This window comes from Exiguobacterium sp. Helios (assembly GCF_014524545.1).
Lineage (GTDB): Bacteria > Bacillota > Bacilli > Exiguobacteriales > Exiguobacteriaceae > Exiguobacterium_A.
Genome location: NZ_CP053557.1, coordinates 2,845,348 through 2,860,555 on the forward strand (window position 1 = coordinate 2,845,348; position 15,208 = coordinate 2,860,555).

13 protein-coding genes are annotated in these 15,208 nt (G+C 44.5%); 5 read left to right on the plus strand and 8 right to left on the minus strand.

Annotation, left to right across the window (positions count from 1 at the left end):
• Positions 1 to 221: 221 nt before the first annotated feature.
• Positions 222 to 437 (minus strand): hypothetical protein, encoded by a 216-nt coding sequence (locus HNY42_RS14715; RefSeq protein ID WP_131502344.1) that lies wholly within the window; start codon positions 435 to 437, stop codon positions 222 to 224.
• Positions 438 to 807: 370 nt separating this feature from the next.
• On the opposite strand from HNY42_RS14715, the gene HNY42_RS14720 reads away from it, so the two are divergent.
• The gene (locus HNY42_RS14720; protein ID WP_188004744.1) at positions 808 to 2,904 is read left to right on the plus strand and encodes a 5'-nucleotidase C-terminal domain-containing protein; all 2,097 of its coding nucleotides are present in this window, start codon (positions 808 to 810) and stop codon (positions 2,902 to 2,904) included.
• Positions 2,905 to 2,985: 81 nt separating this feature from the next.
• On the opposite strand, the gene HNY42_RS14725 is transcribed toward HNY42_RS14720, so the two are convergent.
• Complete coding sequence (locus HNY42_RS14725) at positions 2,986 to 4,398, minus strand: ankyrin repeat domain-containing protein (RefSeq protein ID WP_188004745.1); 1,413 nt, start codon at positions 4,396 to 4,398, stop codon at positions 2,986 to 2,988.
• Positions 4,399 to 4,760: 362 nt separating this feature from the next.
• Here HNY42_RS14725 and HNY42_RS14730 point away from each other — a divergent pair, with 362 nt between their 5' ends.
• Positions 4,761 to 4,955 carry a hypothetical protein gene (locus HNY42_RS14730; RefSeq protein WP_131502347.1) on the plus strand — a complete coding sequence of 65 codons (195 nt, stop codon included), beginning with the start codon at positions 4,761 to 4,763 and terminating at the stop codon, positions 4,953 to 4,955.
• A gap of 55 nt (positions 4,956 to 5,010) precedes the next feature.
• On the opposite strand, the gene HNY42_RS14735 is transcribed toward HNY42_RS14730, so the two are convergent.
• Together HNY42_RS14735 and HNY42_RS14740 are read right to left on the minus strand one after the other, a co-directional pair.
• A complete protein-coding gene (locus tag HNY42_RS14735; RefSeq protein WP_188004746.1) occupies positions 5,011 to 5,523 on the minus strand; it encodes a VanZ family protein in 513 nt (170 codons plus the stop codon).
• Positions 5,524 to 5,649: 126 nt separating this feature from the next.
• Complete coding sequence (locus tag HNY42_RS14740) at positions 5,650 to 6,669, minus strand: Delta(5) desaturase DesA (protein ID WP_188004747.1); 1,020 nt, start codon at positions 6,667 to 6,669, stop codon at positions 5,650 to 5,652.
• 340 nt (positions 6,670 to 7,009) lie between these two features.
• On the opposite strand from HNY42_RS14740, the gene HNY42_RS14745 reads away from it, so the two are divergent.
• Positions 7,010 to 7,687, plus strand: a complete 678-nt coding sequence (locus HNY42_RS14745; protein WP_188004748.1) for a DUF3298 and DUF4163 domain-containing protein — start codon at positions 7,010 to 7,012, stop codon at positions 7,685 to 7,687.
• Positions 7,688 to 7,727: 40 nt separating this feature from the next.
• Here HNY42_RS14745 and HNY42_RS14750 read toward each other — a convergent pair whose 3' ends face one another.
• Positions 7,728 to 9,260: an FAD-dependent oxidoreductase gene (locus HNY42_RS14750; protein WP_188004749.1), complete on the minus strand. Its 1,533-nt coding sequence runs from the start codon at positions 9,258 to 9,260 to the stop codon at positions 7,728 to 7,730.
• A 115-nt stretch (positions 9,261 to 9,375) separates the two neighbouring features.
• The gene (locus HNY42_RS14755; RefSeq protein WP_188004750.1) at positions 9,376 to 9,816 is read right to left on the minus strand and encodes a hypothetical protein; all 441 of its coding nucleotides are present in this window, start codon (positions 9,814 to 9,816) and stop codon (positions 9,376 to 9,378) included.
• Between the two features lie 458 nt (positions 9,817 to 10,274).
• Between HNY42_RS14755 and HNY42_RS14760 the strand changes: the two genes are divergently transcribed.
• Positions 10,275 to 10,709, plus strand: coding sequence for a sigma factor (locus HNY42_RS14760; RefSeq protein ID WP_188004751.1), 435 nt, complete (start codon positions 10,275 to 10,277; stop codon positions 10,707 to 10,709).
• Positions 10,706 to 11,539 (plus strand): tyrosine-type recombinase/integrase, encoded by an 834-nt coding sequence (locus HNY42_RS14765; protein ID WP_188004752.1) that lies wholly within the window; start codon positions 10,706 to 10,708, stop codon positions 11,537 to 11,539. The genes HNY42_RS14760 and HNY42_RS14765 overlap by 4 nt, the downstream gene beginning before the upstream one ends.
• On the opposite strand, the gene HNY42_RS14770 is transcribed toward HNY42_RS14765, so the two are convergent.
• Positions 11,520 to 12,338, minus strand: coding sequence for a tyrosine-type recombinase/integrase (locus HNY42_RS14770; protein ID WP_188004753.1), 819 nt, complete (start codon positions 12,336 to 12,338; stop codon positions 11,520 to 11,522). The two genes, HNY42_RS14765 and HNY42_RS14770, sit on opposite strands and share 20 nt — an antisense overlap.
• A 226-nt stretch (positions 12,339 to 12,564) precedes the next feature.
• The gene (locus HNY42_RS14775; RefSeq protein ID WP_188004754.1) at positions 12,565 to 14,649 is read right to left on the minus strand and encodes a sensor domain-containing protein; all 2,085 of its coding nucleotides are present in this window, start codon (positions 14,647 to 14,649) and stop codon (positions 12,565 to 12,567) included.
• Between the last annotated feature and the right edge of the window lie 559 nt (positions 14,650 to 15,208).

Consider the following 15,208-nt stretch of genomic DNA (forward strand, 5'->3'; position numbering starts at 1 on the left):
CGATCTGTAAAGGTACATGTATTTTAGTTCGGTTGCATCCAATTCAAAATAAAAAGACGGGCTCCGTTCGCGATTCTTCAAACGAACGACCGACTGCGGACAGGCAGACGCCTGCACGTTGATTCATTCCTCCCTTCCTTTTCAAGCACTCTTTTCCTATTAAAAAAGCAGGCACCGGGTGCCATACACTTAATCAATTCTAGCCATCGTTAAAATTCATGTCAATGTATTGGGCAAACCGACACCAAACTGTAGCTTTCTCCCCGATAAAAAAACCAGTCGGCAGCGGTATGAAAGACATCGCTACTGACTGGTTTGGAATGGGATAGAAGTGGAAATTCAATCGTGGTGGGCGGGGACGACAATCCCCAAATCAGTAAAATGCTCATCACACATAAGATGACCAAAACCATGGTGCCTTGAATCGTCTCTTTCATCGTCTTGTTGCTCTCCTCCCGCGGTTTCCTCATTTCTTCATCATACCGAACTCATGCACTGAACTCCACCAGTAGATTATCAATTAATGGGAATGTTTGACGATTTGATGTATATTTCCGTTTCTTTTTTCATTCGGACAGATTATAATGAAAGCGTTATCATTTTACATGTTTAGGTCAAATTAACCAGAAAAACGTGCTGAAACGGACGTCTCCCGCTGGTTGTCATGTCGTCCGACCTAAGAATTTACGAATTTTACAAAAGTTTTATCGCACCACCTGTCAAGAACGACTTATAGTAGAAGAAGAGGTCAACGATCGCATTTCGACCTTGTATTCATACACCCACTTTGAAGGAGGATTTTTACGCATGTATAAATCAAAACCGCTTTACGCGGCAGCCGTCGCTGTCGCCCTGACGACATCGGCAATCGTGCCCGTTGCACAGACTACTGTATCGGCAGCAACGCATGTCAAGGTCAAAACGGTCAAACTCAAGTCACTCGTCTTCACAAAAGGTGCCCCGGTCAAGTTACCTGCTACATACAAGGGCGAGAAAATCACGTGGACAAATTATGATCGTCACATCTTCAACCGCTATCAGACGGTCAAAGGAACGTATGGCAAGAAGAAATCACCGATCGAAGTGAAAATCCTCATTCAAAACTATGCCGTCAAGTTCGTTGAAAGTGTCAAGGAACAGACGATCTATGTCGGTGAAAAACCGGAACTTCCGAAAACGTTGGCTGTCCTCTATGCGACAGGCCGTGTCTACGACAAGCCGGTTCGCTGGTCGAAAGTCGATACGAGCGAAGCCGGCGTGAAATATGCCGTCGCGAGTTACACACGTCTCGGAAAAACAATCACACTCAAAGCAAAAATCAACGTCCTCGATATCAATAAAGATGATTTCTCAATCGGTTTGATGCACACGAACGATACGCACGCAAACCTTGATAAAGCACCGAAACGGGCAACCGTCATTAAAGAACTCCGCACTGCCTATAAAGCAGACGGCACACCATCACTGTTACTTGACGCAGGCGATGTCTTCTCCGGTTCCCTTTACTTCAATAAGTTCAAAGGACAAGCCGATCTCGAACTGATGAACTATATGAAATACGACATGATGACGTTCGGTAACCATGAGTTCGATCTCGGGGATGCGGACAACCATCTCGCGTTACAAGAATTCGTCACGAAAGCGAAATTCCCGTTCATCACAGCGAACGTCGATTTCAGCAAAAACGAATTACTTAGTGGTCTGCAATCTAAAACGATCACAGCCGGTCCTGAAAAAGGTAAAATCTATCAAGGCATCATTAAAGAATACAAAGGACAAAAAATCGGTTTCTTCGGTCTGACGACAGAAGAAACGGCCGATATCTCGAGTCCGGGAACTGTCGCCTTCGCGAACTACATCGACAGCGCGAAAGCAGCCGTCAAAAAACTCGAAGACCGTGGCGTCAACAAAATCGTCGCCTTGACGCACATCGGTTTCGATGACAATCCGGCCGTCGACAACGATCAGTTGCTCGCTCGTAACGTGGACGGCATCGATGTCATCGTCGGTGGTCACTCGCATACGAAACTCGAAACACCGGTCGTCGTCGATGATACGGTCGTACCGGGTAAAGCAGAGCCGACTATCATCGCTCAAGCTTACCAGTACGGTGATTTCCTCGGAAATCTTAACCTGACGTTCGACTACAAAGGGAAATTGACAGAGTATAAAGGATCATTGATCGACGTCTCGAAAGCAGCAGAAGATGCTACTGCCGCGTCTATCCTTAAACCGTACGCTGATCAAATCACAGAACTTAAAAACGAAGAAGTCGGCGCGAACATCGTCAACGAACTCGTGAACCCGCGTGGCGAAGTCAGTGTCCGGAACAGCGAAACGGCACTAGGAAACCTGATCACAGACGGGATGCTTAAAAAAGCTAAAGAGTACAATTCAGAGACTGTCATCGCGATGCAAAACGGTGGTGGAATCCGTGCTGCCATCAATGCCGGTCCACTCACGGTCGGTGAAGTCTTAACGACACTTCCATTCGGTAACACACTCGCAACAGCGAAATTGACAGGTCAGGAAATCAAAGACTTGCTTGAAATCAGCGTTGGCGTCGCTCCAATCGAAAACGGCGGTTTCCTCCACGTCTCAGGCATGAAGTTCGAATACAGCAGCAAACTCGCAAAAGGCGACCGTGTCACGAAAGTAGAAGTCAAAAACGGCGATACGTTTGAAGCCATTGACCTTGCGAAAACGTATGTCATCGCAACTAATGCCTTCACAGCAAAAGGTGGCGACGGACTCACACCGTTCGAAGTGGCTTATAAAGCCGGCCGTGTGACGGATCTTGGTCTCTCGGACTGGGAAAACCTCCGCGACTTTACGAAAACACTCGGTCAAGTCGATTACAAAATCGAAGGCCGGATCGTTGATACAAAAGCAGAAACAAAATAATTCCGCAAAAAAAGACCGGGCTTAACAGCCGGTCTTTTTGCGTCTTCAGGAGGCGGATCATATCCCATCCTGTTGTTATATTCATAACGTCTGGGTCTGATTTTGTTTCAGCAAGATGATGATGTCATCAAGCTCATACTCCTGTGCCATCATCAATGGGGTATAACCATCGGCATTTTTGATTGCCGGATCGGCGCCCCGCTCAAGCAATAGTTGGACGGTCTCTTTTCCTTCGCCTTCAACCGCGTGGTGGAGTGGTGTGTATTTCTCGTCGTCCTGTTGATTGATCTTCTCACCCCGTTCTAAGTACAGTTCAACCAATTCCTTGTTGTTGCTGTAGACCGCTGTGATGAACGGCCGTTCGCCGAACTCATTGACGGCGTCGACATCACTGCCGGCAGCAAGCAAGGCTTTAAAGACTGTTTCCAGCCCCTCACTCGACTTGCGGTACCCGAGATAATGCAGGGCCGTATCGCCGTCGGCATCGACTGCCTGCATATCACTCTTCGGAATCAACGTTTCGATTTCTGCGAGCGTCCCCTTTTGAATCGCCGCCATCAGTTTCGATTCTCCAAGATCTTCTTTCGCCGTCTGTTGGGCAACGGAAGAGGCACCATTCGTCCACCAAGTGGGCAACTCAAGCTTGGTCACGGCGAAGACCAGACCGGCCAGGGCCAGACAGCTCAGACTGACGACGGCGGCACTCGCAATACGGGTCGACTGTTTTCGCGGAGCGTCGAGTCCGGCAAACGTCAACCGCCGGGAAATGGACGACTGATTTCGGAACAATTCACTGAGCGCTGCGGCAAACGGCATCGGTTGGCGTTTTTGACCGATATAGGCATCAAGGTTCAACGTCTGCCAGGAGACAGGACCGACAACGGACCGGACAAGCGCCGGGACACGTTCCTCTTCTGCAAGACAAGCCAGTGCCAGCCGGTCAGCCGTCTCTTCGCATGCCCGGAGATAAGCACTTCTCAGGAACGGCACCCAACTCCCGAGCAACAGTAGCATCCGTTTCTCTTCGTGGTTCTGTTTTAAATGGACGAGCTCGCGCAACAGTTCGAAACGCGTCGCCTCATCGACCGGATAACCGGTCGGTAAGACAAGCAGATACTTTTGAAACAAGCCGATCGTCCGTGGACGTTTGATTGTCTTATGGTTTGTTACGATGATTTCCGGCACCTTCCAGAATCCCAGTCGTTCCGTATCCTGCCGAAGTTGTTCATAAACAAGCGGCTGCTGCTGTTCACTCAGCACCATCCCGTCCGTCCGGATGGTCATGACACGAATCCACTGACGAACCCAGAACATACCGAGTAAAACAAGGGCCGTTCCAACGATTATGATCCCTATTGTTTCAAGCGTCAGAATCCCGATGATTAAGCCACAACCCGTTACGAGTGTACTCAGCAAGAGTAACCAAAAATAAAGTCGCTCTCGTACAGTCGCGGACTGTTTTCTCTGTCTGATTTGTTTCACTTCCTCATGCATTGGTTCACCTCTTTTTCTCACTTCTCTTATCATACCGATAATTCCATAAGAGTTCCAAGGCAATTCTTGTTAATCATCCGAATCATTATATTTAAATATATTTTAAGGATAAAAATATATTTACCCTAAGTACGTCTAAAGACTCATGAAAGTTATAAATAAGTTGATTAAAAGCCACTTTCAAACACCATTTATCTAGTTATACCAACATCACTCGTAACATTTGAAACATTAGACGAATGGTTCTTTAGAACCATATAATTTTTAGTTACAGGTGCGACAATAGTCATTTATTTAAATTGCTATTCCCTCTTAAATACCATATACTAACTACTAGAATGAAGAATATGGGAGTGATTTTCTTGGGATTATTAGGACTTTTTAATAAGGAATATACGATTCAATATCAAGTTATCGAACAGGATGAAATCGTGGACACAGATCGCCTGATCATTAAAGCCGGTGACCACACGGCAGCGCGGAAAAAAGCAGATACGATGCTTCGTAAACAATTCGGTCGGACGCAATATAAAATCGAATGGGTCCAACGCTTCTAATCGTCCAAATACCCGGTCGCCTCAGCAAGATTGAGACGACCGGGTATTTTTGTCTTTAACTCGACTGCAAGTACTCAGTCTTAACGATTCGGTCGGCTTTGATAAACAGGCGAATGGCCGTATACAGAACAATTCCAAATACAGCCCCACTGCCATCAATGAGGACGTCTCCGACGAGCGGGGTCCGTCCGCCGGTCAATTGCTGATGGAACTCATCGAACACTCCGACGGTCATCGCTGTCGTCGCGGCAAAGAAAGCAGCTGGAACCGGACGATAGCCGCGCAGACGCAAGACATGGACGAGGCTTGTCCCGAGGATGAAGAACAGGCCGGCATGCATCCCTTTACGGATGAAAAATTCAAGGAATGCTGCGGGTCCCAGGGCTGCGACACTAATCGGCACCTCATAATGAAACGAGACGAACGAAAAGGCGTAGACCCATCCGAGTGGGATATGATTCGTCAGAAACGGAATCAAGGATTGTTGCTGATAACTCATCGAACTGAATCCAAATAATAAAAGCAAAATAACTCCTGCCATGATGTAGCCGATTGATGGGCGACGCATCCGAACATCCCTCCTTTTCAATACTTGCCATCGTACCATGGATTCCCGGGCGAGACATACGGCAAAAGTCGGAGTTCGCAACAAAAAAAGCCTTACTCCTTTTAAAAAGAAGTAAGACCCTATCGTTTATGAGACAGACGTTTTCGGTTCACGCAAGAGGTGCTTGATTTCCCCGAACGTCACGAACGTTTTATTTTTAGCGTCATACAGCTTGTAACGCAGCGACTTCAGACTTGAGAACAAGCCGATTGTCGTTGCCTTTTGAAGCGGTGGTGTCGCCGTATGCGCTTTTTCTAAGTTGTAGTTCGGTACACGCGGACTTAAGTGGTGAACGTGGTGGAAACCGATGTTCCCTGTTACCCACTGCAAGACTTTCGGCAATTCATAGTATGAGCTGCCTTCGATAGCTGCCTTGACGTAATCCCATTCGCTCTCATCCTCGAAATACGAGTCTTCGAACGTATGCTGGACGTAGAATAACCAGATTCCGAGTACGCCTGCCGTGAACATCGTTGTTCCTTGAATGATCAGGAACGCTTGCCATCCGATGAAGTAAATCATGATGCCGTATAAGACGATTAGTGACGCATTGATGACATGCGTATTGATACGTTCTTTTTTCCGGGCATCTTTCCGGTTAAAGCGGCTGACGACTAAAATCAACAGGAGTGGTCCAAGACCAAACATGACGAACGGATTACGGTAAAGACGATATTTCAAACGCGTCCATTTTGAAGCTTCGACATATTCTTCAATTGTCATGACCCAAATGTCACCGACACCGCGTTTGTCCAAGTTCCCACTGGATGCGTGGTGAATCGAGTGCTCCCGTTTCCACTTCTCATACGGGAATAAAGTCAGAATGCCAGTAATCGTTCCTACGACTGCATTGGCCTTTTTGTTTTTGAAGAATGACCCGTGTGTACAGTCGTGGAAGATGATGAACATCCGGACGACGAAACCGGCTGCGACGATCGCAAGCGGAACAGCGAGCCAAACGGAAATCTGTAAGGCTTGATAGGCCAGGAACCAGGCGACGAGAAACGGCAGGATCGTATTGATCATTTGCCGGACACTTGATTTGACGTCTGCCTTCTCAAAAGGCGAAACGTGTTTGCGAAGCTGGGCGATTTTTTCTTTACTCATGTGTTGCTTCCTCCTCGAATTCGTACAGCGTTCACGACGCTACTATGAAATGAACTTGATATGAAACCTGTAAACGGCGTTCGTGACGGTGAATTCGTAACATCCACATGAAGATCGACCCGACCGATATAGTTAAACGCTTGAATATTTTTAATACCTGGTAATTATAGCACATCGAAAAAATAAATGAATATTAAATTCTGATATCACTTGAAATATTTATGGTCAGATGGACTCCAAAACATTGATTTGGAGATAAAAGAAATGTAAAGGGAATTACTTACAATTAGGCTAGAATCCCGTATACTAAAAGAAATACATTTTTAAGGAGCGATTACTTATGAAAAAATCCTGGTTCATCCCCCTGCTGTCAGCGACATTACTTTTACCGACCACTTTGTCTGTTGATGCAGCGACGAAACCAACCGTCATCACAAAGTACGCAAAAGACAAAAAGGCATTGAAGTACCCATATGTCACGAAAGGTCCATCGACGAGTGTCCAAAAAACGATCAACGCTGACCTAGCTGATTTCTCCAAGTTCGCCTATCAAAACTATTTAGAGATCGAAGCCTTCGAGAAAGAAGAAAGAAAAACCTCTTACTGCAAAAAAAATCCGTCGATGTGCAACTATACATACAGCACGTCTTATAAAGTTACTGGAAATAACACGTCTTATTTGACATTCACCTTGTCGGATTATTCTTATACAGGCGGTGCCCACGGATTTGGTTATAAATATGGGGTCAACTACTCATTGAAAACAGGTAAAGAAGTGCCAATCATAAGCGTCTTAAAAACATCGACACAGTTTAAAAAAGTTGAGAAGTACATCTACAATAAATTAAAAAACAATGACGATTACTTCGTCGATACATTGGGTGACGTCGATGTCTCAAAAAAATCAGAATATCTGATGATGAAGGATGGCATCAAGGTCGTCTTCCAGTCTTACGAGATTGCGCCTTATTCGACAGGTCAGCCGGAAATCTTTGTTCCGAAAAGTGTTTACAACTAATCAAAACATCCACGCATCAATGGGCGTGGATGTTTTTTAGTCAGTTTAATTTTTTCAATGGTTTGACTGCCGGTCCTTCGAGCACGTTCCCCTCGTAATCAAACCGCGAGCCGTGACACGGACAATCCCACGATCGTTCCCCGTTGTTCCATTTGACGTCACACCCCATATGCGTACAGGTCGTCTTGACGAGATGTAACTCACCGGATTCGTCTCGGTATCCTCCGACCGTCTTCCCGGCATGACGGACAAGTCCCCCTTCATCAATACCGAGTTCGTCCGCCGATTGACTGGCACGGGTCACTTTCCCTTTCAGCAATTCGATTGCGACATCGGCATTGTTCTTCGCGAATTGTTTGGCATCCTGTTTATGCAACTTCGACCGGTTCGGATCAAACAATCCCTTGAAGCGGTTCGGCGTTCCCGTTAATAAATCGGACAAGAGAAGACCTGCCGCAATCCCGTTCGTCATCCCCCACTTGGCAAATCCAGTCGCGATCAAGATGTTCGGATCATCACTCGTCATCTGACCGATATACGGCACTTTATCGAGTGAAATCAAATCCTGCGCCGACCAAAATTGATCAATTTCAGCTACCCCAAACTCACTCTCGGCGAAATGACCCAACGCTTGATAGTTCGTTTTCGTATCCGTCTGATGTCCCGACAGGTGGTTCTCCCCACCGAACAGCCCAAGCCGTTTCCCGTGCGCCGTGTGCACGTGACGGAGCGACCGGCTCGGTTTGTCCGCGCTCATGAACATACCGTCCGGGAACTCTTCCGGAACAAGTCCCGAGACGATGTAAGAGCGGTGAACTTCGAGTTTCGAGAAGTAGAGTCCCTTGAAGTCGTTAAATGGAAAGTGTGTTGCGACGATGACTTTCTTCGCTTCAATCCGGTGACCGGATTCAAGCAATACCGTCGGTGTCCGTTTCGACTCGACAGACGTCGCCCGCGTCTGTTCATACAGCTTTCCGCCTTGTTCCGTGAAATAACGGGCCAGATCAAGTAAGTATTTCACCGGATGGAACTGAGCTTGATTGCGAATGACGAGGGCCTGTTCGACAGGATACGGTAACTTGCCTCTGACCTCTTCCGTCGCGTCTCCGCCGTTGATTCCAAGCCGGCTGTATGCCTCTGCTTCTTTGATCAGTTGCTTGTGTTTCGGTCCGCTTGACGCGACATACAGATAAGCATCCTGTTCCTCAAGCTCACACTCGATTGCCAGGCGTGTTGTCTGATCACGGAGGAACCGAATCGCCTCTTCATTCGCTTCGTGATAGAGCCGTGCTTTCTCTTCGCCAAACGTCTGGATCAGTTCGTCATAAATCAAGCCGTGCTGAGACGAGACCTTCGCCGTCGTATAACCGGTCGTCCCGCTTGCAATCCGGTCAGCCTCGATCAACGTCACGTCATAGCCCCGTTCAATCAGTTGAACAGCCGTGACGAGTCCGGCGATGCCTGCCCCGATGACAACGACGTCACTTGTTAGATTTGTTTCCAGTTTCGGATAATTCGATGGTTCAATCGAAGTGCGCCAGTACGATGTTGGAAATCCATCCAGATTCTTCATTATTTTCCGCCTCCGTAAATGTCAGTTTTTATTCCCTTAGCTAACAGTTACAGTTACCCTTGTTCTTTTAAAAACATACATGAATAGTACATTTTAATTGGGTTCAGATAGTTATTCAATCAAGTGAAAACACACTCTTCACTTGGTCCATGAGACGCGTGATTTCCGATTTATTCCGATTAAGTACATCTTGTTGCTCGTCGTACGGTTCGAGTAGTTCCAAACGATTGTTGACGTCAAGAAGATATCCATTCAATCCTTCTTGAATCCAGACTTCGTACGTGTCGTCTTGAAACAAGTGTGGGTATACACCGACTGCCAATCCGGCTTGTTTGTCAGCGATCATCAGTCTACCTGTATAAGACAGGTAGTCAGGTGTCTCCACCGTATAGGAGAAACCGTCTTGCATCATACTGTGTACGCCATCAAAATCCGGTACAGCCGAAACGAATGGTTTGTACTCAACCGCCGTAACCCCGTACCAGACAAGATTTAGCAACAGGAAACCACCAATTAGGATGAGTGTTATGCGCGGGCGTTTTTTCTTTAAATTCATCCCATTTCAACCAACCTTTTCTTTTTAATAGTATTATTGTTCGTGTTGAAGATTAACGTTACCGGTTTAATTACCGTATCACCTTCAGTCAATCCGCTTCTACTTCTCTATTGCACATCAAGGAAAGCAGTATCTGAAAAATCTCGTCTTTTCTTTTAACCTTGGTTTTTCAGACTGTAGAATAATTGTGTAGTAACGACTTGCAAAAAAAGGATTTTCTTTTTCGAACACCCCTTAGGATAAGTAGAGTTATCCTCTCTTTTCAAATCGTCTTTTTTGAATTATGCCAACGGTTTTCTAAACTTTCCGATTTCCTACTGTCGTCATTTCTACGACTGAACACGAAAAACTTCTTGAAAAACCGCCTGTTTCCGCCACTTGCTTCAGGATAACTCTACTTATACTGAAACTACCGCGGAATACATAGATATGCATATCTCAGATTGGATCATCTCGTCATGAATGAAGCCTTAAAACAATGGATTCCCCTCGTCAACTCTCTTCTCTCCCGCCTTTCGATTCATCCGAATGAACAGGATGAATGCCGTCAAGCCGCACTTCTCCGACTCTGGAAATCCATCGAAGAAGGTAAGGTCATGACCGTCACCTTCGCCCGGATTCGCGCGAAGGGTGCGATGCTCGATTACTTGGCGACCCGCAACCGGACACTCGCCGGTGAAGTCGCTGTAGAGATGTTACCGGAACTCCCCCGTCAGCAGCAAGTCTCGTTCACTTATCTACTCGATCAACTGAAACAGGAACTGTCCCGCAAGGAATTTACGATTCTTCAAGCCCTCCTTCATGGTAACGAGGAAACCCTCGGCTACTCTCCGGCCCGCCTCCGGTCGCTCAAGTCGGAACTCAAACAGAAAGTCCAGGACATCCTCCTATGATGACGTTTTACTTGGACCGGTTACTGGCCATCATCGAACAGTCACCGATCTACAGTCCTCTGACGAAAAAAGCCTATCGTGCTGACGTCCGTCATTTCTGTACCCACGCCCACACCATCGACATCCCTTCCATGCATCGTTACATCACGTTGTTAAAACAAACCTATGCCCCGACGACCGTCTCCCGACGGATTCATGCATTGGCCACATTATTTGATGCCTTAGTCGCTGAAAAATCAATTTCTTCAAACCCGTTATCCCAGATTAAGAAACCGACCCGTCCGCTTCCAAAACACCGGACTGCCTTTAGTTACACCGAAGCGAGACGTGTCATTGAGACCCTGCAAGACGATACGTTGTATACGTTCTACTTCCTGCTGTTACATACGGGTCTTCGGTTCAATGAAGCCCGACAATTACGTCGGACCGATCTTGACCTGACCGAACGGCAATTGTTTGTCCGTCATGGCAAGGGACAGAAAACACGCTACGTTCCCCTGCATAACGAACTGGTTACTGTCCTGAAGCGCTATCTTGACATTCAACCAAATGATCCCTTATTTCAAAACACTGCCGGAGGCTTGCTGGACCCGAATCAGACCCGGAAACAACTCCGGCTTGCCAGTCAAAATGTCTTAAAACGGACACTCCGACCACACGATTTACGGGTCACGTTCGCGACGACAATTTATCGGGAACATCGCGCTGATTTACTGACTGTCATGCGCCTGCTCGGCCATAGTGACGCGAAGACGACGCAACAGTATATCTTACCGTCGTCAGAAGTCGCTCGTTCCTCAATCAACCGTCTCATGCCGATAACGCATTGATGATTTGCTGGAGCTTCGTTTCCTGACTGATGATATAGCCTTCTGTCGTTCGGGAACTACCGTGACCAAGTAACTGCTGAATTTCCAGCAGTTTCCGATTTCCTGTCTGATAGAGATACGTTGCAAACGAAACACGTAAGTCATGCGGATGTAACGATTGTCCACGCTTAGCAAGCGACTGCTTACGTAATGCATCACGAGCCGACTGCTCATTGATGGCTTTGCCTCGGACAGACTGAAAGACGAGCCCTGTCGTCCGTCCTTCTAAAAACGTTCGAAGCTTACTCACAAGTCCTTCTCCAAGCGGAACCGTTCGTAAGCGTCGGCCTTTCCCATGTCGTACAAGTAACGTCGACTTCGCAAACTGAATATCCTCGATCGACAACAAACGGGCCTCCATAAAGCGGAGGCCCGTTTGACTGATGAGTTCAAAGAAGAGACGATAGGTCGGATCCGTAATGTGACGAATCATTTGAATCGTTTCTTCGAGTGGATGATGCTCACGTTGTTGGATATGCTGGTGAACAATCGGACGGACTTGTTTCATCGGATTAACTTTGAGACGTTTCGCTCGGATGAGTTCATTTCCCAGTGCCATCAAGGCATGATATCGCCGCATCGCGGTCGTTGGTTTGTATCGTTTAATCAACTCATTAAAGTAACGTTGCAAGGATTTCATCGACCATTCAATTTGATGATTTTTCATTTGTCGTAAATCACTGCGATATGCTTTGATTGTCGATTTACTATAAAAAAGATGCGTTTTCAAATAGTGGTCTAGATATTCAAAATGTGTCATGAGAAGAACCTCCTTTTAGAAAGTATTTCCCACTCAATTCCCCATTCACTTTTTATTCAATCCCATTCATATAATAACTCTACCCGTGAACTTTTTAAAATGTAGAAAAATCGGAGAGTTTGTACTATTTGATTGTTTCTTTCTTAATATTGTCACTCAGCCTAACTTCGTATATAAAGATAAAACTGGAAGAGACTACAGGTCAGCGGCACTTTAAAGCTTTACTTCATCTAAGATTTTGAAAGGCAGTGATGACGATATGTGATTGATGAATGCTGGTATAGTACCCTTCATATTCCAGCAATCCGTTTGAGAGCTCTTTCATAGCATGGAGCCGAATTGAAACATCCTGAAATCTATCTGTTAACTCTACAGTTAATCTATACTCCACTTCCTCTTTAACAGGAAAACGAATGTTAGAATAAAACGTTAAGTTTTTCAAATTAGTTCTGCAAATCATGATGACAGAGGAGCCAATTTTCACAGGCACGTCGTCAATACGATCAATTGTCAATTTTGCCTGCAACGATAACGTAGCAATCTCTTTATTAGTAATCTCTTCTTTCGGTAGTAACAGTTGACGTGATAATACTTCAGCAAAATCCGCTTCTAGTAAAGGTCGACTGAATAAATAGCCTTGAATAGTCGGACAATCTAATCCGCGAAGAACTTGTAATTGCGCAGCAGTTTCTACACCTTCCGCTACAATATTCAATCTAAACTCTTGACCAATAAAAATTGCGGACCTTACGATGGAACGGGCACGAATTTCTGAATCAATATCCTTGATAAACTTACGATCTATTTTAATCGTATCAATCGGATAGTCCTGTAGATAAGAAATAGAGGAATATCCTTTTCCAAAATCATCTAAAGAGATACTTATCCCTTTATCATGCAATTGACGAAGTGTTTCTGAGATTTTTACATTTTCATATAAAATATCTGTTTCTGAAATCTCAATTTCAAACAAGGAAGAAGGTAACTTATGTTTTCTTAAGTTTTTAAAGACAACCTCTGCAAAATCACCATGTAATAATCTTTTGGGAGAAACATTTATTGAGATAGGTACTAGTAAAAGATTTTGCTTTTTCCATTCCGATAGTTGTCTACATGTTTCTTCTACGACCCAATCCGCAATTTTCAGATGGACAGAACTTTCCTCTGCAAGTGGAATAAAATCATTCGGAGGAATACGACCCCACTTCGGATGATTCCAGCGAATTAATGCTTCTGCCCCTTCCACTTTACCAGTCCATGCATTTACTTTTGGTTGGTATTCCAAAAACAATTCTTCTCGCAAAACCGCATAGCGTAAGTCTGAATAGATTTTATAACGCTTAAATGCCTCAATGTCTAAATAGGCATCATAAATATGGACTTTAGTAGTACTTTTTTTAGATCGATCCAAAGCAATATTAGCATGGCGGATTAAAGTTTCGGCTTTTTCGTCTTCACCAGGACTACTGTTACTTACTCCTAATGAAACTTTGGCATACCATTCGTACGACTCTAAACTAAATTTATGATTATTAAACGATAAAAGCGTTTCGATCCATTCCTCTTTATTGAACCCTATTAACTCGGGAAGTAAAATTACATAATCATCACCTATCAACTGTCCGATGAACGCCTCTTTAGGTGTGTTGTTTTTTAAGAGCTGTGCCGTCGCGTGAAGCCATACATCCCCATACGTGTATCCCAAAGTACGGTTTATTTCGCTGATTTGATTAAAACTAATTGCTATTACAGTCATGCTTTTATCTTCATTAAGCCATTGCTCTGCTGTATTCATAAGATAAAAACGATTCGGCAGCTTTGTAACATGATCATGAGTGGCTAAACGCCATACTTCTTCTTCATTTCGTTTTAACAATTCTGCATAATTCTTTTTAAAGGTTTGTTCTTCCGTAACATCACGCACGATGCCATATACTCCGCTAATTACGCCTTCTTGATAGTACGGAATATTTGTGATTTCCGTTGTAAGCGATTGGCCATTCTGCTGGCGAATTACAATTGAATAATGAACTGTCTTGCCTTTAAGAGTACTTTGAAAAGAATCTTTTACCTCTTCCCGATGAGTCGGTGGGACGACTTCTTCTAAAAAGCTTTTGAGTTCTTCCCTTTTGTATCCTAATAGAACAAGTAATTTACTATTACATGTTAATATTTCACCTTTTGTATTTAATATAAAAATGGCATCAGGGTGCCCTTCTAGGAAATTCATATCTTCATTCAGAGAGCCTGATAAAACAACGTGTGCACGTGGTTTTAAAATCTCACTTGATTTTTTAAAAACATTGAGCATATATTTGTACAGTCCTCTCATCAAGTCATTAATGATTTTGCCTAATCTTGTACTATATTATCGGACAACTTCATCAATTAGTTTAAATTGTAAATAGTATTTGTTTCTATCACACTAGTGAGTCTGACATGCATCATTTTAAAAAAAGTAATAAAAATAGCTCTTACTTTAATCAAGTAAAGGTTGTATCACTAATATAGATTAAAAACTGCTTAACTATGCGCTTCTCATACTCCAAAGGCTGAACTCCTTAATCAAACAAAAAGTTCAGCTTTTGTCGGTCTATTCAAATTTCACTTCATCCAAACCCATTTTTGTTTTATCGTCTGTTCGAATATATGATCACTACTTCAACACTTGCCTATCGCTCAGCTCACAGGAAAATACCAAATTAGCCATCCTCTAAAAATCCCCTGAAGACTACCTGACCCACACTTAAAAACGATACATGTTTATGTCATCGTTTTCTCAATTAATACGTAATGTCAAACACTTCTTCCATAATATATCTAATTCTACTATGAGAATAATCTTTACTTTTTGTAGGACGTTCCATTCA

What these genes read in the sequence shown, in the direction of transcription:
- HNY42_RS14765 (WP_188004752.1), top strand. Translation starts at nt 10,706, where the DNA reads ATGATGACGTTTTACTTGGACCGGTTACTGGCCATCATCGAACAGTCA.
- HNY42_RS14725 (WP_188004745.1), bottom strand. Translation starts at nt 4,398, where the DNA reads ATGCATGAGGAAGTGAAACAAATCAGACAGAGAAAACAGTCCGCGACT.
- HNY42_RS14745 (WP_188004748.1), top strand. Translation starts at nt 7,010, where the DNA reads ATGAAAAAATCCTGGTTCATCCCCCTGCTGTCAGCGACATTACTTTTA.
- HNY42_RS14770 (WP_188004753.1), bottom strand. Translation starts at nt 12,338, where the DNA reads ATGACACATTTTGAATATCTAGACCACTATTTGAAAACGCATCTTTTT.
- HNY42_RS14715 (WP_131502344.1), bottom strand. Translation starts at nt 437, where the DNA reads ATGAAAGAGACGATTCAAGGCACCATGGTTTTGGTCATCTTATGTGTG.
- HNY42_RS14755 (WP_188004750.1), bottom strand. Translation starts at nt 9,816, where the DNA reads ATGAATTTAAAGAAAAAACGCCCGCGCATAACACTCATCCTAATTGGT.
- HNY42_RS14720 (WP_188004744.1), top strand. Translation starts at nt 808, where the DNA reads ATGTATAAATCAAAACCGCTTTACGCGGCAGCCGTCGCTGTCGCCCTG.
- HNY42_RS14760 (WP_188004751.1), top strand. Translation starts at nt 10,275, where the DNA reads ATGAATGAAGCCTTAAAACAATGGATTCCCCTCGTCAACTCTCTTCTC.
- HNY42_RS14740 (WP_188004747.1), bottom strand. Translation starts at nt 6,669, where the DNA reads ATGAGTAAAGAAAAAATCGCCCAGCTTCGCAAACACGTTTCGCCTTTT.
- HNY42_RS14735 (WP_188004746.1), bottom strand. Translation starts at nt 5,523, where the DNA reads ATGCGTCGCCCATCAATCGGCTACATCATGGCAGGAGTTATTTTGCTT.
- HNY42_RS14775 (WP_188004754.1), bottom strand. Translation starts at nt 14,649, where the DNA reads ATGCTCAATGTTTTTAAAAAATCAAGTGAGATTTTAAAACCACGTGCA.
- HNY42_RS14750 (WP_188004749.1), bottom strand. Translation starts at nt 9,260, where the DNA reads ATGAAGAATCTGGATGGATTTCCAACATCGTACTGGCGCACTTCGATT.